Genomic DNA, 19,747 nt, shown 5'->3' with positions numbered 1-19,747 from the left:
GCGATGGCCGGCGGGCTCAGTCCACGACCGGCGTCCAGCGGGCGCTCGCCAGCCGCCACCGCCCCTGCTCCAGGCGCCAGCCGGTCTCGACCTGGTACACGCGCGCGGCGTCGGGAAGCAGCCCACCGGATCCGCCGCGCAGCAGTGCGGTGAAGCGGACCACGGCGTGTCCCTCGCCGAGTTCGAGCCGCAGCGGTCCGGTATCGACCGCCAGGTCACGGTGCCGCAGCACCAGCAGCGCCGCCAGGCGGCGCGCGCCGTCGCGGTCCAGCCCGTCGTTGCCGATGAAGTCGTCGGCCAGGTGCTGTTGCATTGCAGCAGGATCACGACGTTCGATCGTGGCCTGCAGCTCGGCGAAGGCATCGCGCAGCGCGGCCTCCGGATCGGGCCGCGAACACCCGCCCAGCATGGCCAGCAGCAGCAGCGCGCACGCCCCCGCCAATGCCGCCGCACGCCGTCCGCCACCGGGTCGGGAACGCTCCGTTTCCATGGCCGCTACTGTAGCCGAGCGGCCCTTCCGCGCCCCGCTGGACCGCGCGCGTTCGCGCCTTGCCAGCCCCCGAGGCCTATGCTCCAATCCATACCAGACAGTATCCCCAGACAACACATGCACCGGTTCCGCGGAGGGATGGAATGACGATCGAACGCCCCTGGCTTGCTCACTACCCCGCCGGGGTTCCCGCGGAGATCGACGTCGACCAATACCCCTCCATCCCGGCGATGCTCGACGAGTCGATCCGCCTTTACCGCGACCGGCCCGCGTTCTCGAACATGGGCAAGTGCATCACCTACGGGGAGGTCGAGACGCTCAGCAACCGGTTCGCGGCCTACCTGCTGGGCGAGCTCAGGCTCAAGAAGGGCGATCGCGTCGCGATCATGATGCCCAACTGCCTGCAGTACCCGATCGCGACGTTCGGCGTGCTGCGCGCCGGGTTGACGGTGGTCAACGTCAACCCGATGTACACCGCGCGCGAGCTCAAGCACCAGATGGTGGACTCGGGCGCCAGCGTGATCCTGGTGCTGGACAACTTCGCCAGGACCGTCCAGGAGGTGCTGCCCGAGACCTCGCTGCAGCACGTGATCACCACCGGCCTGGGCGACATGTTGGGTTTCCCCAAGGGCCCCATCGTCAACTTCGTGCTGCGGTACGTGAAGAAGATGGTGCCCGACTACGACCTCCCGTCGGCGGTGCGCTTCCGCGACACGCTGGCGCTGGGCGCCAGGCACGAATTGCCCGAGGTCTCGATCGGGCCCGAGGACATCGCCTTCCTGCAGTACACCGGGGGCACCACGGGGGTGGCCAAGGGCGCGATGCTTACCCACCGCAACCTGGTGGCGAACATGCAGCAGGCCTCGGCCTGGGTCGGCGGCAACGCCCGCCCCGGCGAGGAGGTGATCATCACCGCCCTGCCGCTGTACCACATCTTCGCCCTGACCGCGAACGGGCTGGTGTTCACCAAGTTCGGGGCCAAGAACATCCTCATCACCAATCCGCGCGACATGCCGGGATTCGTCAAGGAGCTCAGGCGCGAGCCGTTCACCGCGATCACCGGGGTCAACACGCTCTTCAACGGCCTGCTCAACACGCCGGGCTTCGACCAGGTCGACTTCTCGAAGCTGCACCTCACCCTCGGCGGCGGCATGGCGGTGCAGCGCGCGGTCGCCGAACGCTGGAAGAAGGTCACCGGGGTGACCCTGGTCGAGGCCTACGGCCTGACCGAAACCTCGCCGGCCGCCTGCATCAACCCCATGGACCTGGCCGAGTACAACGGCTCGATCGGCCTGCCGATCCCCTCCACCGACGCCTGCATCAAGGACGAGGACGGCAACATGCTGCCCGTGGGCGAGGTGGGCGAGCTGTGCATCCGCGGCCCGCAGGTGATGAAGGGTTACTGGAACCGCCCCGAGGACACCGCCGCCGCGATCGACGCCGACGGCTGGCTGCATACCGGCGACATGGCGAAGATGGACGAGAACGGCTTCTTCTACATCGTCGACCGGAAGAAGGACATGATCCTGGTGTCCGGCTTCAACGTGTACCCCAACGAGATCGAGGACGTCATCGCGATGATGCCCGAGGTCCTGGAGGTGGCGGCCGTGGGGGTCCCCGACGAGCGCTCGGGCGAGGTCGTGAAGCTGGTCATCGTCAAGAAGGACCCGGCGCTGACCGCCGAGCAGGTCAAGGCCCATGCGCGGGCCAACCTGACCGGCTACAAGCAGCCCAAGATCATCGAATTCCGTGACGAACTTCCCAAATCCAACGTAGGCAAGATCCTCCGGCGCGAGTTGCGCGGGGATTGAGCCGGGCGGATCCGGGGACTGGATCGTCCCGGCCCAGCGCGCCGCCCTGCAGGCGCCGGCCGGGACGCGGACAAGCGTTCTTCATCCGACCAAACGCCACCTGAGCGGCGTGTATAGTCGAAACGCGCCCCGCCCACGCGGGGCATGGTTCCGTCCATTCCTGTCCAGTCGTCATCCGGAGTCCGTCCATGTCCATCCTCCAGTCCTCGTCCTTTGGTGTCGATTCGTCCCTGGTGCGCCACGTGCGCGACGACGCCGGGGGGGTCGACTGGTGCTTCATGCACGCCAACCCGCCCCAGCTCTACCATCCCTGCTTCTCCGAGCGGCTGCTCAACGAGCTCAAGCGCAGCCAGGAAGGCATCCGCAGGACCCTGGCCGCCGACAACGACCCGCACGCCGGCATCCACCACCTGGTGCTCGCCTCCGACGCCGACGTGTTCAACCTCGGCGGCGACCTGGCGCTGTTCTCGCAGATGATCCGCAACGGCAACCGCGGACGCCTGCTCGAATACGCCAAGCTCTGCATCGAGGTGGCGTTCAACTTCTCCTGCCTGTACGAGGACCGCGTGCACAGCATCGCCGTGGTCCAGGGCGACGCGCTCGGCGGCGGCTTCGAGTCCGCGCTGTGCTGCAATACGATCATCATCGAGGAAGGCGCCGGCATGGGCTTCCCGGAGGTGCTGTTCGACCTGTTCCCGGGCATGGGCGCGTACACCTTCCTCACCCGCCGGGTCCCGGCCGCGCGCGCGGAGCAGATGATGCTCGACGCCAAGGTCTACGGTGCGCGCGAACTGCTGGAGATGGGCGTTGTCGACATGGTCGTCCCCCGTGGCGAGGGCCTCAACGCCGCGCGCGAGCTGATCCGCAAGCACAAGCGCATCGGCAACGCGCTGCGCTCGATGAACGCGGTGCGCCAGGCCTGCAAGCCGGTCAGCCTCGAGGAGCTGCTGTCGGTGACTACCCAGTGGGTGGACGCGGCCATGCGCCTGAACGACCGCGGCCTCAGGGCCATGGAGCGCCTGGTCCGGGCGCAGCAGAAGCGGGCCGCCAGCGTCTACGGCGGCGGCGAGCAGGTCAGCCTGGTCGGCTGATCCGCCGGCGCGGGGCCCAGGCAGGGCCCCGCCGGATCAGGAGGCGTCGGGCCGCGGGCCGCCGTGCCCGGCATCCCCGGGGGAGGCATGGCTGCGCAGGATGCGCTCCACCTCCCGCTTGCTCTGCTGCGCGGTGACGTGCAGCTGGGTCCCGAGTTCGTCGACCAGCCGGCCGTGCTCGCGGCCGAGGAAGTCGTCCCCGGCGCGCATGATGTGCTGGCAACGCTCGGCGATCGTCCAGGCGCCCAGGTTCTGGACGATGCCCTTGAGCGCGTGGGCCGCGTCGCGGAACTCGCCCCAGTCGCGCCGGCGGCCGGCCTCGCCCAGGTTCACCACGCACGAAGCAGCGTCCTTGAGGCACTGGTCGACGAAGGACACCAGGAACTCGTCACCCAGCCCCATCTCCGCCAGTTCTTCGAGCAGCTCCGAATGGGCCGGGGCCGGCTGGACCAGGTCGTCGACCGGCCTGGCGGCCTCCTGCGGCGCCTGGTCCTGGGCCCGCACCGTCTCGGCGATCGTCTCCAGCAGCTTCCCGACCACCACCGGCTTGGTCAGGAATGCGCGGGCGCCGGCCGCGCCCGCCTGCTCGGAGGCCTGCGGGGTGGCGTCGGCGCTGAGCACGATCACCGGCGTACGCGGGCCACCGGCCTGCATGAAGCGCAGGTGCTTGATGACGTCGATGCCGCTGACCTGCGGCATGTGCATGTCCAGGATCGCCAGATCGATCCCGCCGTCCTCGAGCCGGTCGAGAGCCTCGTCGCCGTTGGTGGCCGTGACCACCGCGTGGCCCGCCTTCTCCAGGATCCGGACCAGCACCCGACGGTTGGCGTGCTGGTCGTCCGCCACCAGGATGCGCAACCCGCGCACCCGGGCGCGGTGCCGCACGAACGGGTCGTCGAACGAAACCACGTTGCTGTGGCGATGCCCCGTCCCCGGCTCGGGCTCGACCTCGACCGCGCGCACCTCGAACGGGACATCAGCCCAGAAGTGGCTGCCGCCGCCGGGGTTGTCGCCGAGCGCGACCTCGCCGCCCATCAGCCGCGCCAGGGTCTGGGCGATGGTCGTGCCCAGGCCGGTACCGCCGAAGCGCCTGCTCGGACCGGAGTCGACCTGTTCGAAGGCCTGGAAGATCCGCTGCTTGTGCTCGTCGGGGATACCGATGCCGGTGTCGCGGACCGAGAAGCGCAGGCGCGCCCTCCCCTCGCCGCCTTCGAGCAGGCTGACCCGCAGCGACACCGAGCCGGCCGGGGTGAACTTGATCGCGTTGTGGACCAGGTTGAGGAGGATCTGGGTGAGGTAGGCGCCGTCGCCGTGCAGGCTCGACGGCACGTCCTCGTCCTGCTCCACGCTCAGGCGCAACGACTTGGCCTCGGCCTGGGGCTGCAGCATCTGGCGCACCCGCCGGAGCACCTCCGGGAGTTCGAAGTCGGCGTCCTTGCGGCTGAGCTTGCCGGCCTCGATCGCCGAGATGTCGAGGACGTCGTCGACCAGCAGCAGCAGGCTGTGCGCGGAGGTGTGGATGACCTCGGCGCATTCGCGCTGCTCGGCGTCGAGCTTCATGCTCCGCAACAGTTCGGCCATACCGATGATGCCGTTGAGCGGAGAGCGGAACTCGTGGCTCATGCTGGCCAGGAAGCGCGACTTGGCCTCGTTGGCGCGCTTGGCCTCGGCGGTGGCGCGATGCAGGTCGTGCAGCAGCGAGGACAGGTACATCGGCACCGCAACCGCGCCGATCAGCAGGCCGGCGGCCAGGTGCGGCTGTTGCTGCCAGTAGTCGGAGAACAGAATCACGGCCAGGAACGACACCGCGGCCAGGCCCGAGGCCGACCGCAGGTAGTTGCGCCCGTAGCGCATGCCGTTGCCGATCGTGACCCAGAGGATGATCACGTACAGCGGCGCCATCTCGGCCCCGCCCAGCAGCATCAGCGTGGCCAGGGTCGCGTAGTCGGTCACCATGCCGACCCAGCGGCGCACGTGCGAGACGCCGGGGCGCAGCAGGATCGCGCCCATGATCGCCGCGGCGATCACGGCCTCGCCGGCCATCACCGCGAGCGGCGCGTCGATCCAGGCCCCCTGCCCGCGCAGCCGCAGCCAGCCCAGGTAGCTCAGGATCAGGAAGGCGATGACCAGGCGCACCAGCGCCTGCCCGTGCTCGCTGTCGGGACGGCCGCTCAGCCGCGCACGCACGGCCGCGGGCAATGTCCGCAGGCTATCCACCCGTCCCTGCCTCGGGCGGCGGCAGCGGCCCGAACCGCTGGCAGATGGCGTCGATCCGGCTGCGGTCCTTGAGCAAGGCCCGCACGCAGGCCGGGTCGAACAGCGAACCGGCGTTCTGCTCGATGTACTCCAGCGCCTCGTCGATGGTCCAGGCGCGCTTGTACGGCCGGGTCGAGACCAGGGCGTCGAACACGTCGGCCACGGCCACGATCCGCGCCTCGAGCGGGATCTCGTCGCCGGCCAAGCCGTCGGGGTAGCCGCTGCCGTCGTAGCGCTCCTGGTGGCGCAGCGCGATCACCGCCCCCATCTGGATGAAGCGGTTCTGGCTGCCGCTGAGCAGCTCGTGGCCGATCCGCGGGTGCTCGCGCATCCGGGCCATTTCCTCCGGGTCCAGCGGACCGGGCTTGAGCAGCACCGAATCGGGGATCGCGATCTTGCCGATGTCGTGCAGCGGCGCGGCCAGCTCGATCATCCGCACCTCGTCCTCGAACATGCCCAGCTGCTCGGCGATCAGGCCGGCGATGGCGGCCAGGCGCGCGAGATTGGCGCTGTTGCCGGAGTCGCGGTACTCGATCGCGCGCGCCAGGCGGCTCAGGGTCTCGCGCTCGCGTTCCTCGACCTCGTGCATGCTCGACAGCAGGCGCTGCTCGAGCGAGAGCGCGCGCTGCTTGATGGATTCGGACTGCTGGCGCTGCTGCAGCAGGTTGCGGCAGCGCGCGCGCAGTTCGCGCGGACGCACCGGCTTGACCAGGAAATCGATCACCCCGGCGTCGAGGGCGGCCTGGCGGATCGGCTCGTCGCCAACCACGGTCACCAGCACGATCGGCACGTCGCGGTGCAGCAGCGGCTTGCGGAAGCGGCGCGCGAACTCGAGCCCGTCGATCACCGGCATGCGGTAGTCGAGCAGCAGCAGGTCGGGGCGGTTCTCCTCGCACCAGCGCAACGCCTGCTGGGGATCGCCGAAATCGATCACCTCCAGCTCGGGGCTGATGTCCTCGAGGATGTGCCGCAGCATCGTGCGGGCGGAAGTCTGGTCGTCGACGATGACGATGTTCATTGGCGCGGCAGGTCCTCGTGGCGACCGGCCGGTTCGTCCGCTTTCTGACCGCCGCCTGTCGACTTCGTAAGCAAGTCCTGTGCCCAAGCCCGAGACCTCCCTGTTTCCGCGGCTCATCCACCCCAATGCACGGGAACCGCCCCGCGCAGGGGCCATCCATGGACGCAGATCATGCCCTAAATGCGCACATTGTGCGCAGCCTGCGGCAGGTCCGGCCCCACGCCCCGGCGTTCAGGACTCCGGGCGCATGTACGGGAACAGCAGCACGTCGCGGATCGAGGCCGAGTCGGTGAACAGCATCACCAGCCGGTCGATGCCCACGCCCAGGCCGCCGGTCGGCGGCAGGCCGACCTCCAGCGCGCGGATGTAGTCGGCGTCGTAGTGCATGGCCTCCTCGTCGCCCCCGGCCTTGGCCTCGACCTGGGCCCGGAACCGGGCCGCCTGGTCCTCGGGGTCGTTCAGCTCGCTGAATCCGTTGGCGATCTCGCGGCCGCCGATGAACAGCTCGAAGCGGTCGGTGATCCCCGGCTCGGTATCCGATTCGCGCGCCAGCGGCGAGACCTCCACCGGGTAGTGGGTGATGAAGGTCGGCTGGACCAGGCCGGGCTCGACCGTCTTCTCGAAGATCTCCAGCAGCAGCTTGCCCCAGCCCCAGGACGGCTTGACCGGGACCTTGAGCGCGGCGCAATGGCGGGCCAGGGCGTCGCGGTCGCGGCAGTCGGCCTCGCTGACCTGCGGGTTGAGCTCGCGCACCGCCTCCTCCAGCCGCCAGCGGCGGAACCGGGCGCCGACGTCGATCTCCATGCCTTCCCATCGCAGGTCGGTGGTGCCCAGGGTCTCGTGGGCGACGTCGCGGATCAGCTGTTCGGTGAGGTCCATCACCTCTTCGTAGGCGACGTAGGCCTCGTACAGCTCGAGCATCGTGAACTCCGGGTTGTGCCGGGTGCTCACGCCCTCGTTGCGGAAGTTGCGGTTGATCTCGTACACGCGCTCGAAGCCGCCGACGACCAGGCGCTTGAGGTAGAGCTCCGGCGCCACCCGCAGGTACAGGTCCAGGTCGAGCGCGTTGTGGTGGGTGACGAACGGACGCGCCGCGGCGCCGCCGGCGATGTAGTGCATCATCGGCGTCTCGACCTCGAGGAAGCGGCGCGCGTCGAGCCAGCGGCGGATCGCGGCGATGATCCGCGAGCGCTTGACGAACACCTCGCGCGCCTCGGGATTCACCACCAGGTCGACGTAGCGCTGGCGGTAGCGCTGCTCGACGTCGGCCAAGCCGTGCCACTTGTCCGGCAGCGGCCGCAGCGACTTGGTCAGCAGCCGCAGGGTGTCGGCCTTGACCGACAGCTCGCCGGTGCGGGTGCGCATCAGCGAACCTTCCACGCCGACGATGTCGCCCACGTCCCAGCCCTTGAACGCCTCGTAGCGTTCGCCGAGGCTGGCCGATTGCAGGAACAGCTGGATCCGCCCGCTGACGTCCTGGATCTGGGCGAAGGCGGCCTTGCCCATCACCCGCTTGGCCAGCATCCGGCCCGCCAGCGAGACCCGGCGGTCGAGTCCTTCCAGCGCTTCCCCGGTCCAGCGCCCGGCATCGCCATACTCGTCCTGCAGGTCGCCGGCGAGGTCGCGGCGGCGGAAGTCGTTGGGGAACGCCACGCCCTGCGCGCGCAGCGCGGCCAGTTTCGCCCGGCGCTCGGCGATCAGTGCGTTCTCGTCGGCGGGCTGCTGGCTGTCGGGCTTGGACTCGGTCACGGTGCGTTGCCTGTGGGATGGATCGGGTGGATGCCGCCGGTCGGCGGATGGCGGTGGCGGCCGCGGCGCCGGCGGCCGGAGGCGCGTCAGACCGCGTCGCTGCGTTTGGCGCCGGCCTCGAGGCCGGCCTTGAGGCTGGCCTCGACGAACTCGTCCAGGTCGCCGTCGAGCACCTTCTGGGTATCGCTGCGCTCGATCCCGGTACGCAGGTCCTTGATCCGGCTCTGGTCGAGCACGTAGTTGCGGATCTGGCTGCCCCAGCCGATGTCGGACTTGCTGGCCTCCACCGCGTCCTTCTCGGCGTTGCGCTTCTGCAGCTCGAACTCGTAGAGCTTCGCGGCCAGCATCTTCATCGCGCGGTCGCGGTTGGCGTGCTGGCTGCGCTCGGTCTGGCAGGCCACCACGATCCCGGTGGGCACGTGGGTGATGCGCACCGCCGACTCGGTCTTGTTCACGTGCTGGCCGCCGGCGCCGGACGAGCGGTACACGTCGGTCCTGAGGTCGGCCGGGTTGATGTCGATGGCGATGTCGTCGTCCACCTCGGGCGAGACGAACACCGAGGTGAAGCTGGTGTGGCGGCGGTTGTCCGAGTCGAACGGCGACTTGCGCACCAGGCGGTGCACGCCGGTCTCGGTCTTGAGCCAGCCGTAGGCGTACTCGCCTTCCACCCGGAAGGTGGCCGACTTGATCCCGGCCACGTCGCCGCCGGACGCCTCCAGCAGCTCGGTCTTCCAGCCGCGCGATTCGCACCAGCGCAGGTACATGCGCAGCAGCATCTCGGCCCAGTCCTGGGCCTCGGTGCCGCCGGCGCCGGCCTGGATGTCGACGAACGCGTTGGCGCTGTCCATCTCGCCGGAGAACATGCGCTGGAACTCGAGCTGCTCGACGCCCTTCTGGTAGCCGTCGACGTCCTCGGCCACCGCCTGCGCGGTTTCCTCGTCGCCTTCGGCCTCGGCCAGTTCCAGCAGTTCGGCGGCCCCGGCCAGGCCCTCGCTCAGGCGCCGGATGCCGTTCACCGTCTTGTCGAGGATGGAGCGTTCGCGGCCCAGCGCCTGGGCGCGGGCCGGGTCGTTCCAGACGTCGGGATGCTCCAGCTCGCGCTCTACTTCCTCGAGCCGTTCGCGCTTGGCATCGTAGTCAAAGAAACCCCCTGAGCGCGTCCAGGCGGCCGACCAGGTCGGCGATGCGCTGGCGCACGGGATTGAGTTCGATCATGGCAGCCGTTCACGGGGATAAACAGCCGGCAATTCTAGCAATCCGGCCGCGCCCCTGCAGGCGCCGGGCCGGCCACGCGACTCGGCGTGGTCAGGTGCCGAAGCGTTCGCGCAACTGCGCGCGGTAGCTGCGGCTGACCGGCAGCACGCCGCCATCCCTGAGCTGCAGGCGCGCATCGCCGGTGTCGAGCGGCTCGATCGAGGCCACGTGATCGAGGTTGACGATGTAGCTGCGGTGGATCCGCACGAAGCGCTGCGGATCCAGGCGCGCGGCGATCCCGCCCAGGGTGCTGCGCAGCGGATAGTCGTGGCCGCGCACCCGCAGGTTGACGTAGTTGCCGGCGGCCTGGAGCCATTCGATGTCCGCGGCCGCGACCAGGAACTCGCGCCCCAGCTTGCGCACCAGGAAGCGCTCCGGCCGCTCCAGCGGCTCCACCGCCGGCCCTTCGTCGGGGGCGCCCAGCAGGCTCGCCTCGCCCTGCATGCGGCGCAGCAGGAAACGGTAGCCCTCGACCACGAACACGATGGCCGCATAGACGCGCACGTCCTTGAGGTACTCGTACAGCAGTTCGCGCGGCCAGGGGCCGAAGTCATAGTCCATGCCCTGCCAGCGGTAGGCCAGCACCCGCAGCGCCACCATCCCGAGCACGTGCGCCAGCGAGACCACGACGCTCGCGGCCAGGTGCAGCGGCAGGCGGCGATGCCAGTTGTCCCAGTGGGTCGGGTAACGGCGCAGCAGGCACGCGACCAGCGGGACCAGCAGCAGCCACATCACCGCGCTGCTGCCCTCCCAGACCGCCGGCTCCCAGCGCTGGAACGGGTTGTACGGGTAGCGGGCGAGCTCGATCCAGGCGGTGACAGCGTTGCCCACCGCGTTGCCGGCCACGACCAGGACCACGAACCCGGCCTCGGCCCAGCGCCGCCAGGGCGCATAGCGTTCATAGAGGGTCGCCGGTTCTGCCATGGGGCGGCCATTCTACGGGGCACGGCCCGGAGGCGGTCCCCGCGGGCCCGCGGTTCGTCCCCGGGAGCGGTCGCCTGGTCACCGCGGTCTTGCCGGGGATCCGGGCGACGCCCACCCTCGCCCGGTCCCCAGGAAATCCTCCGCCATGTCACGACGCCACGATCTCGACTGGGTCCGCATCCTCGCCTTCGGCCTGCTGGTGCTCTACCACGTGGGCATGTACTACGTGAGCTGGGACTGGCACATCAACAGTCCGCACGCCGGGCGCGCGCTGGAGCCGTTGATGATGCTCAGCTCGCCCTGGCGGCTGTCGCTGCTGTTCCTGGTCTCGGGCGTGGCCACCGCGTTCCTCCTGGCCCGTGCGCGGCGCGAGGCCGAGACCGGCGGCGGTCGCGTGCGGTTCCTCGGTGCGCGCTCGTGGCGGCTGCTGGTGCCGCTGGCCTTCGGCATGCTGGTGGTCGTGCCACCACAGGCGTACTACGAAGTGGTGGAGAAGCTGCCCGGCGGCTACCACGACGGCTACCTCGCCTTCTGGGCCCGCTACCTGGCCGCGGACCAGGGCTTCTGCCGCGGCGACGATTGCCTGATCGTGCCGACCTGGAACCACCTGTGGTTCGTGGCCTACCTGTGGGCGTATACGGTGGCGGCCTGGCTGCTGCTGCGCCTTGCGCCGCGGGCGATGGAGCGCGCGGGGGCGCGGCTGGACACGCTGCTGGCCGCCGGCCCGACGGTGCTGCTGGCGCCCGCGCTGCTGCTCGCCCTGGTGCGCGTGCTGCTGGTCGGGCGCTTCCAGTCGACCCATGCCCTGGTCGACGACTGGTACAACCACGCCCAGTATTTCACCGTGTTCCTGCTGGGGTTCCTGGTCGCGCGCAGCGACCGCGTCTGGGACGCCATCGAGCGGGTGCGCTGGCCCGCGCTGTGGCTGTGGCTGGCCAGCTGGGCGGCGATCGCGGGGTACTACGCCGGCCTGGCCGGGCAGGCGCCGCCCACCGGGCTGCGGCTGGCCATGCGCGTGGCCTGGGGGCTGGACCAGTGGTGCGCGATCGTCGCCGTGCTCGGCTTCGCCCGCCGCCTGGCCCCGGGCGACGGCCCGGTCCTGCGCTACCTGTCGCAGGCGGTCTTCCCGGTCTACATCCTGCACCAGACGATCATCGTGGTGCTGGCCTGGCACCTGCGCCCGGCCGTGCTGCCGCCGCTGCTGGAAGGGCCACTGCTGGTGGTACTCACCCTCGCCCTGTCCTTCGCCGGCTACGAGGCGGTGAAGCGGGTCCCCGTGCTGCGGCCGCTGTTCGGCCTCAAGCCCCTCGCCGGCGGACGCGCCGCGTCGGCCGCGGGCCAGGCGGGCGACGGCCGTGGTCGCGTCGCCGGCACCCGGGGCGCCTGAGGCGGCTCAGGCCGGCTCGCGATGCTCGACCACCAGCTGGATCGCGTCGCCGCCGCGCCAGTCGTCGGGTGCCAGCCGGTAGGCCAGGCGGCAGTGCTGCGAGGGCGGTGCGTCCTGCTGCCCGCCGAAGTGGATCGCGGCCAGCGGCGTGCGCACCCCGTCGGCGCGCAGGCGCAGGCGCAGGTGGCGCTCGCCCACCGGCCGGCAGTCGAGGACCTCGAACTCGCCGTCGAACAGCGGTTCGGCGAACCCCTGCCCCCACGGCCCGCCGTCGCGGATGGCCTCGGCATGGAAGCGGTCGAACTCGCCCGGCAGCAGTTCGCCGTCGCTGAGCAGCTCGGCCTGGAGCAGGGCCGGGTCGAGCACCGCCTGCACGGCCGCGGCGAAGGCCTGCTCGAACGCGGCGAGGGCCTCGCGGCGCAGGCTCAGGCCGGCGGCCATGGCGTGGCCGCCGAAGCGGCCGAGCAGGCCCGGGTGCGCGCTGTCGACGGCGGCAAGCACGTCGCGGATATGCAGCCCCGGGATCGAACGCGCCGAGCCGCGCAGTTCCGGGCTGCCGGGCCCGGCCGGCGCGAATGCGACCACCGGCCGGTGCAGCCGCTCCTTCATCTTCGAGGCGACCAGTCCCACCACGCCCGCATGCCAGTCCGGGTCGAACAGGCACAGCGCCGGCGGCGGCTCGCCGGCCGCCGTCGGCAGCCGGGCCAGCGCCGCCTCGGCGTCGTCCACCATTGCCTGCTGCAGGCCGCGGCGCTCGGCGTTGATCCGGTGTAGCAGCCCGGCCAGTTCGTGCGCCCGCCCCGGATCATCGGTGAGCAGGCATTCGATCCCGGGCGACATGTCCTCGAGCCGGCCGGCGGCGTTGAGGCGCGGCGCGATGGCGTAGCCGATGTCGGCGGCGGTCAGCGTCTCCAGGCGGCGGCCCGACACCTCGGCCAGCGCCTGCAGGCCGGCGCAGCCCTGGCCGGCGCGCAGGCGTCGCAGGCCGGCCGCGACCAGGGCCCGGTTGCTGGCGTCCAGCGGGACCAGGTCGGCCACGGTGCCGACCGCGACCAGGTCGAGCAGGCGCGACAGGTCGGGCTCGCTGCGCGCGGCGAACGCGCCGTCCCCGCGCAGCCGCGCGCGCAGCGCCAGCAGCACGTAGAAAATCACCCCGACCCCGGCCAGCGCCTTGCACGCGAACACGTCGCCGCGCAGGTTGGGGTTGACGATGGCGTCGGCCGGCGGAAGCGTGTCGCCTGGAAGATGGTGGTCGGTGACCAGCACCCGCCAGCCGCGGGCGCGCGCCGCGGCCACCCCCGCGTGGCAGGCCACGCCGTGGTCCACGGTGACCAGCAGGCCCGGGTCCAGTGCGGCCAGTTCCTCCACCAGGCCCGGCGACAGGCCGTAGCCGTGCAGCGCGCGGTTGGGCACGGCATGGACCACGTCGCGCGCACCGAGCATGCGCAGGCCGCGCACCGCGACCGCGCAGGCGGTTGCGCCGTCGGCGTCGAAGTCCCCGACCACCAGGATGCGGACGTCACGGGCAATGGCATCGGCGAGCAGGCGCACCGCCTCCGCCACCCCGCCCAGGCCCGCGGGCGAAGGCAGCTGCGCCAGGCGCGGACGTGCGAGCCCGGGATCGCGGATCCCGCGCGCGGCATAGATCCGTCGCAGCAGCGGCGGGATCGAGTCGGGCCAGCCCGGACCGGGCGCGACGGGTTCGCGCCGGCGGATGCGCAGCCCCATCAGGCGTGGAAACCGGCGCGCCGTCGGCGCCAGATGCGCCAGCGGTGGCCGCGCGCGAGGGTGAACGCGGTGCCGTCGGCGGTATCGAGCACCAGTGACGCGATCCGCCCGGCCCCGAGCGCGTCCAGCGCCGGCTCCAGCCAGTCACGTTCGAGCGTGCGCATGTCGCGCAGCGCGGTCAGGTCGTAGGCGACGTCGCCACCGTCCGCGGCCGCGTCGAACCGCGCCGGCAGCGGCGCGCCGACGCCGGCGGCCGCGGCCAGCGCCGCCGCGAGCCCGTCGCCGGTGCAGACACGCGCGTGCGGCGAACGCACCTGGTCGGGCAGCTCGCCACCGCCCCAGAACCACAGCGAGTTCACCGGCCGCTTGCCGGCGGCGATCCGCCGCGCGTTCCAGGGATGGTTGTGCAGGATCACCTGGGCCTCGGTGAGCAGGCTGCGCCAGCGTCGGCCCTGTCCCCCCGGATCCAGGTGCTCGAACACGTCGTCGCCAAGGGCGTCGTCCGGCTCGGTGAACGCCGGCAGCGGGGTGGACGGCGCCAGCCGCAGGTACCAGCGCGTCGGCGTCGGCGCGTCGATCGGCATCCCGGCGTCGCCGAACACGGTGCGCAGCGCCGGCAGCAGTTGCGCCGCGTCCTCGGCGTCGAGGCCGAGGGTGTCGCCGTGGTCGAGCAGCCGGGCGCCGTTGATGTCGGCCTGGATCCGGCACGGATCGGCGCGCAGCCAGGCCGCGCCGGCGGCGTCGCCGGCATCGAGCTGGCGGGTGAGCGCGGCGACCGGCCAGTGGTCGGGCAACAGCCGGAAGCTGCGGCGCAGCTGCGCCCGGCGGCCCTCGCCCAGCCCGGCCGCCACGTCCGCGCGCCCCAGCGCGGTCGCGACCGCAGCCGAGGGCGCGCCGAGCCGGCGTGCGGCCGGCAGCAGCAGGATGGCGCGGGCCATCGCCGGCGGCCTCAGTCGCGGTAGCTGACGTCGACGATCTCGTACTCGCGCGAGCCCGCCGGCGCCTCGATCGTGACCGTATCGCCGGCGTGCTTGCCGATCAGTGCGCGCGCCACCGGCGAGGAGATCGCGATCAGGCCCAGCTTGATGTCGGCTTCCAGGTCGCCCACGATCTGGTAGCGCTTCTCCTCGTCGGTCTCGACGTCGGCGATCGTCACCTTGGCGCCGAACACGACCTTGTCGCCGACGTCGAGCTTGGACACGTCGATGATGTCGGCGTGCGAGAGCTCGCTCTCGAGCTGCTGGATGCGGCCTTCGATGAAGCCCTGCTGCTCGCGCGCGGCGTGGTACTCGGCGTTCTCCTTGAGGTCGCCGTGCGAGCGCGCCTCGGCGATCGCGGCGATCACCGCCGGCCGCTTGACCGACTTGAGTTCCTCGAGTTCCGCGCGCAGGCGCTTGGCGCCTTCCAGGGTGATGGGTGCTCTCATGCTTGGGACTCCTCAAACGCCCGTGCGCAGGCTCTCGTGCAGTTCCTGCAGCGCCCAGACCGGCCCGCTGCCGCGGTAGTCGAGCGAGTGCAGGAGCGCGCGCGCGCCCGCCACGGTGGTCGAATAGGTCACGCGCTGCTGCAGCGCCTCGCGCCGGATCGAGAACGAGTCGGCGATCGCCTGCCGCCCCTCCGTGGTGTTCACGATGTAGGCGATCTCGCCGTTCTTGATCAGGTCGACGATGTGCGGGCGGCCTTCGATCACCTTGTTGACCTGCTCGCATTCGATGCCGTTGTCGCGCAGCCAGGCCGCGGTGCCGGCAGTGGCCACGATGCTGAAGCCGCGCTCGGCCAGGCTGCGGGCCACCGGCAGCACGCGTTTCTTGTCCGGGTCGCGGACCGACAGGAACGCCTTGCCGCCGGCCACCGGCGCCTTGATGCCGGCCGCCTCCTGGGCGCGGGCGAACGCCGCGCCGAAGCTGCGGCCCACGCCCATCACCTCGCCGGTCGAACGCATCTCCGGCCCGAGGATCGGGTCCACGCCCTGGAACTTGGCGAACGGGAAGATCGCCTCCTTGACCGAGTAGTAGTCGGGCACGATTTCCCGGGTCGCGCCCTGCTCGGCGAGGGTCCGGCCGGCCATGCAGCGCGCGGCGATCTTGGCCAGCGGCAGGCCGGTGGCCTTGGACACGAACGGCACCGTGCGCGAGGCGCGCGGGTTCACCTCCAGCAGGAAGATGGTGTGGCTGCCGTCGTCCTCGGTCTGGACCGCGAACTGGGTGTTCATCAGGCCGACCACGTTGAGCGCCTTGGCCAGCGCCACCACCTGCTCGCGCAGGCGGTCCTGCACCCCGGCCGGAAGCGAGTACGGCGGCAGCGAGCAGGACGAATCGCCCGAGTGCACGCCGGCCTCCTCGATGTGCTCCATCACGCCGCCGATCAGCACGTTGCCGTCCTTGTCGGCGATCACGTCGACGTCCACCTCCACCGCGTTGTCGAGGAAGCGGTCGAGCAGCACCGGCGAGTCGTTGGACACCTTGACCGCGTCGCGCATGTAGCGCGCCAGGTCGGCATCGGCATGCACCACTTCCATCGCGCGGCCGCCGAGCACGTAGCTCGGGCGCACCACCAGCGGGTAGCCGATCTCGCGCGCCAGCACCTGCGCCTCCTCGGCACTGCGGGCGGTGCGGTTGGGCGGCTGCTTCAGGCCGAGCTGGTCGACCAGCTTCTGGAAGCGCTCGCGGTCCTCGGCCAGGTCGATCGAGTCGGGCGAGGTGCCGATGATCGGCACGCCATTGGCCTCCAGCGCGCGCGCCAGCTTGAGCGGGGTCTGGCCGCCGTACTGCACGATCACGCCCTTGGGCTTCTCCAGCTCGACGATCTCGAGCACGTCCTCGAGCGTGAGCGGCTCGAAGTACAGGCGGTCGGAGGTGTCGTAGTCGGTCGAGACCGTCTCCGGGTTGCAGTTGACCATGATGGTCTCGTACCCGTCCTCGCGCAGGGCGAGCGCGGCGTGCACGCAGCAGTAGTCGAACTCGATGCCCTGGCCGATCCGGTTGGGGCCGCCTCCGAGCACGATGATCTTCTCGCGGTCGGTCGGCTCGGCCTCGCACTCCTCCTCGTAGGTGGAGTACATGTAGGCGGTGCTGGTGGCGAACTCGGCCGCGCACGAGTCGACCCGCTTGTACACCGGCCTCACGCCGTGCGCGCGGCGCAGGGCGCGGACTGCAGACTCGTCGGTCCCGACCAGCTGCGCCAGGCGTGCGTCCGAGAAGCCCATGCGCTTGAGCGTGCGCAGGCGCGGGCCGTCGAGCGCGTCGATGCCGGCGGCGGCGACCTCCTGTTCGGTGAGCACGATGTCCTCGATCTGGTCCAGGAACCACGGATCGACGAACGACAGCGAGAACACCTCGGCCGACGACAGCCCGGCGCGGAACGCATCGGCCAGGTAGAACAGGCGCTCGGGCCCGGGCTCCTTGACCTCGCGGCGCAGCGTCGCCAGGTCGCCCTCGTCGGACAGGTCCAGGCCGGTCGGGTCGAAGCCGACCTTGCCGGTCTCCAGACCCCGCAGCGCCTTCTGCACCGACTCCTGGAAGGTGCGGCCCATCGCCATCACCTCGCCCACCGACTTCATCTGCGTGGTCAGCCGGGCGTCGGCTTGCGGGAACTTCTCGAACGCGAAGCGCGGGATCTTGGTGACCACGTAGTCGATGGTCGGCTCGAACGAGGCCGGCGTGCGGCCGCCGGTGATCTCGTTGCGCAGTTCGTCGAGGGTGTAGCCCACCGCAAGCTTGGCCGCGACCTTGGCGATCGGGAAGCCGGTGGCCTTGGACGCCAGCGCCGAGGATCGCGACACGCGCGGGTTCATCTCGATCACCACCACGCGCCCGGTCTGGGCGTTGACGCCGAACTGCACGTTCGAGCCGCCGGTGTCCACGCCGATCTTGCGCAGCACCGCGAGCGAGGCGTCGCGCAGGCGCTGGTATTCCTTGTCGGTGAGCGTCTGCGCCGGCGCGACCGTGATCGAGTCGCCGGTGTGCACGCCCATCGGGTCGAGGTTCTCGATCGAACAGACGATGATGCAGTTGTCCGCCTTGTCGCGGACCACCTCCATCTCGAACTCCTTCCAGCCCAGCACCGACTCCTCGATCAGCACCTCGTGCACTGGCGACAGTTCGAGGCCGCGCTTGACGATCTCCTCGAACTCCTCGCGGTTGTAGGCGATGCCGCCGCCGCTGCCGCCGAGCGTGAACGAAGGACGGATGATGGTCGGGTAGCCGACGGTGGCCTGGATCTCCACCGCCTGCTCGAAGCTGCGCGCGACCTCGGCCTTCGGGCATTCGAGCCCGATCTCCTGCATCGCCACGCGGAACAGCTCGCGGTCCTCGGCCATGCGGATGGCCTCGCGCGAGGCGCCGATCAGCTCCACGCCGTACTTCTCCAGCACGCCGTTGTCGGCCAGGTCCAGCGCGCAGTTGAGCGCGGTCTGGCCGCCCATGGTCGGCAGCAGCGCGTCGGGCTTCTCCTTGGCGATGATCTTCTCGACCGTCTGCCAGTTGATCGGCTCGATGTAGACCGCGTCGGCCATCTCCGGGTCGGTCATGATGGTGGCCGGGTTGCTGTTGACCAGCACCACCCGGTAGCCCTCCTCGCGCAGTGCCTTGCACGCCTGTGCGCCCGAGTAGTCGAACTCGCAGGCCTGGCCGATGACGATCGGGCCGGCGCCGATGATGAGGATGGTGTGGATGTCGGTGCGCTTTGGCATTCGTTCCTCGGTCTGTCGCGGACGCGCTCCTGGGGGGCGACCGGTTTCGTACGTGGGGGCCCGGCCCGCGGGCTGCGCAGGACGCGGCGCCGGCTCAGCGGCGCCCGGTCAGGCCCGCGCCTCGAGCGTGGCGATGAAGCGGTCGAACAGCGGCGCCACGTCGCAGGGACCGGGCGAAGCCTCGGGGTGCCCCTGGAACGAGAACGCGGGCGCGTCGGTCAGTTCGATGCCCTGGTTGGTGCCGTCGAACAGCGAGCGGTGCATCACCCGCACGTTGGGCGGCAGGCTCGACTCGTCGACCGCGAAGCCGTGGTTCTGCGAGGTGATCATGACCCGCCCGTCGTCCAGCGCCTGCACCGGGTGGTTGGCGCCGTGGTGGCCGCTGGGCATCTTCATCGTGCGCGCGCCGGCCGCCAGCGCCAGCAGCTGGTGTCCCAGGCAGATGCCGAAGATCGGCACCTTCTTCGCGATCAGTTCCCGGATCGCCGCGATGGCGTAGTCGCACGGCTCGGGGTCGCCCGGGCCGTTGGACAGGAACACCCCGTCCGGCTCCATCGCCAGCACCTCAGAGGCCGGGGTCCGCGCGGGCACCACCGTTAGCGCGCAACCGCGCGCGGCCAGCATGCGCAGGATGTTGCGCTTGACCCCGAAGTCATAGGCCACCACCCGGAAGCGCGGCGGCACGCGCAGGTACTCGCCGGTGTCCAGGTCCAGCGGACCCTCGTCCCAGGTGTAGGGTTCGGGCGTGCTGACCTCGCAGGCCAGGTCCATGCCCTTGAGGCCGGGGAACTTGCGCGCGGCCTCGAGCGCCTTCTCCACGTCGATCCCGCCGGCCATCAACGCGCCGTTCTGGGCGCCGCGCTCGCGCAGCAGGCGGGTCAGGCGACGGGTGTCGACACCGGCGATGGCGACGATGCCGCGCTCGCGCAGCCAGTCCGGCAGCGCGGCCTGTGCGCGCCAGCTGCTCGGGCGGCGCGGCACGTCGCGCACGATCAGCCCGGCCGCCCAGGCGCGGGCCGCCTCGTCGTCCTGGTCGGTGCAACCGGTGTTGCCGATGTGCGGATAGGTCAGCGTCACCAGCTGGCGCGCGTACGAAGGATCGGTGAGCACTTCCTGGTAGCCGGTCATGGCGGTGTTGAACACCACCTCGCCGATCGACAGGCCGGGCGCGCCCACGGATACGCCCTCGAACACGGTGCCGTCTTCGAGGACGAGGATTGCGGTTTGGGTCACTGGCTTCGCCTACGTGGGGTTGCAAAAAACCGCCGGAGCGGGGGGAAGCCGGTCCGGAAGCGGGGGGAATCAGGCGAGCGGGAATGATACCGGCCGGGGCGGGAAAAGGAAAACCC

The 19,747-nt window shown here is 70.9% G+C and carries 13 protein-coding genes and 1 pseudogene; 3 read left to right on the top strand and 11 right to left on the bottom strand.

Annotated elements, in window-relative coordinates:
- Positions 1–16: 16 nt before the first annotated feature.
- Positions 17–490, bottom strand: coding sequence for a nuclear transport factor 2 family protein (locus FQY79_RS13085; RefSeq protein WP_027072484.1), 474 nt, complete (start codon positions 488–490; stop codon positions 17–19).
- 143 nt (positions 491–633) lie between these two features.
- Here FQY79_RS13085 and FQY79_RS13080 point away from each other — a divergent pair, with 143 nt between their 5' ends.
- Both FQY79_RS13080 and FQY79_RS13075 read left to right on the top strand, forming a co-directional pair.
- Positions 634–2,301, top strand: a complete 1,668-nt coding sequence (locus FQY79_RS13080) for a long-chain fatty acid--CoA ligase (protein WP_146313355.1) — start codon at positions 634–636, stop codon at positions 2,299–2,301.
- Between the two features lie 188 nt (positions 2,302–2,489).
- Positions 2,490–3,392 (top strand): crotonase/enoyl-CoA hydratase family protein, encoded by a 903-nt coding sequence (locus tag FQY79_RS13075; protein ID WP_146313354.1) that lies wholly within the window; start codon positions 2,490–2,492, stop codon positions 3,390–3,392.
- 36 nt (positions 3,393–3,428) lie between these two features.
- On the opposite strand, the gene FQY79_RS13070 is transcribed toward FQY79_RS13075, so the two are convergent.
- From FQY79_RS13070 to FQY79_RS13050, 5 genes and pseudogenes are all read right to left on the bottom strand, one after another.
- Positions 3,429–5,579, bottom strand: coding sequence for an ATP-binding protein (locus tag FQY79_RS13070; RefSeq protein WP_146313353.1), 2,151 nt, complete (start codon positions 5,577–5,579; stop codon positions 3,429–3,431).
- A 22-nt stretch (positions 5,580–5,601) separates the two neighbouring features.
- Positions 5,602–6,666: pseudogene (locus FQY79_RS13065) on the bottom strand (HD domain-containing phosphohydrolase); the annotation flags it as partial.
- 231 nt (positions 6,667–6,897) lie between these two features.
- Entirely contained in the window at positions 6,898–8,415 is a 1,518-nt protein-coding gene (gene lysS, locus FQY79_RS13060; protein ID WP_146313351.1) for a lysine--tRNA ligase, read from the bottom strand.
- An 86-nt stretch (positions 8,416–8,501) separates the two neighbouring features.
- Positions 8,502–9,630 (bottom strand): peptide chain release factor 2 gene (prfB, locus tag FQY79_RS13055; protein WP_146313350.1). Its coding sequence is split into 2 segments (ribosomal slippage): positions 8,502–9,554 and positions 9,556–9,630, totalling 1,128 coding nucleotides; the frame shifts between segments, so codons are not numbered across the junction.
- 90 nt (positions 9,631–9,720) lie between these two features.
- On the bottom strand, positions 9,721–10,593 hold the full coding sequence (locus FQY79_RS13050; protein ID WP_146313349.1) for a LytTR family DNA-binding domain-containing protein: 873 nt from the start codon (positions 10,591–10,593) through the stop codon (positions 9,721–9,723).
- A 145-nt stretch (positions 10,594–10,738) separates the two neighbouring features.
- Between FQY79_RS13050 and FQY79_RS13045 the strand changes: the two genes are divergently transcribed.
- Positions 10,739–11,980 carry an acyltransferase family protein gene (locus FQY79_RS13045; RefSeq protein ID WP_146313348.1) on the top strand — a complete coding sequence of 414 codons (1,242 nt, stop codon included), beginning with the start codon at positions 10,739–10,741 and terminating at the stop codon, positions 11,978–11,980.
- Positions 11,981–11,986: 6 nt separating this feature from the next.
- Here the strand turns inward: FQY79_RS13045 and recJ are convergent, their stop codons facing one another.
- The 5 genes from recJ to carA form a co-directional block, all read right to left on the bottom strand.
- Positions 11,987–13,708, bottom strand: coding sequence for a single-stranded-DNA-specific exonuclease RecJ (recJ, locus tag FQY79_RS13040; protein ID WP_146313347.1), 1,722 nt, complete (start codon positions 13,706–13,708; stop codon positions 11,987–11,989).
- Complete coding sequence (locus tag FQY79_RS13035; RefSeq protein ID WP_146313346.1) at positions 13,708–14,646, bottom strand: phosphoglycerate mutase; 939 nt, start codon at positions 14,644–14,646, stop codon at positions 13,708–13,710. Before FQY79_RS13035 ends, recJ begins: the two co-directional genes overlap by 1 nt.
- Positions 14,647–14,657: 11 nt before the next feature.
- Complete coding sequence (greA, locus tag FQY79_RS13030) at positions 14,658–15,134, bottom strand: transcription elongation factor GreA (RefSeq protein WP_146313345.1); 477 nt, start codon at positions 15,132–15,134, stop codon at positions 14,658–14,660.
- 12 nt (positions 15,135–15,146) lie between these two features.
- Positions 15,147–18,398 carry a carbamoyl-phosphate synthase large subunit gene (gene carB, locus FQY79_RS13025; protein WP_146313344.1) on the bottom strand — a complete coding sequence of 1,084 codons (3,252 nt, stop codon included), beginning with the start codon at positions 18,396–18,398 and terminating at the stop codon, positions 15,147–15,149.
- A 108-nt stretch (positions 18,399–18,506) separates the two neighbouring features.
- Positions 18,507–19,631: a glutamine-hydrolyzing carbamoyl-phosphate synthase small subunit gene (gene carA, locus FQY79_RS13020; RefSeq protein ID WP_146313343.1), complete on the bottom strand. Its 1,125-nt coding sequence runs from the start codon at positions 19,629–19,631 to the stop codon at positions 18,507–18,509.
- Between the last annotated feature and the right edge of the window lie 116 nt (positions 19,632–19,747).

The organism is Luteimonas wenzhouensis, assembly GCF_007859305.1.
GTDB lineage: Bacteria > Pseudomonadota > Gammaproteobacteria > Xanthomonadales > Xanthomonadaceae > Luteimonas > Luteimonas wenzhouensis.
Note: the sequence above shows the minus strand (reverse complement) of the source record. Positions and strands in the feature narration are given on the sequence as shown.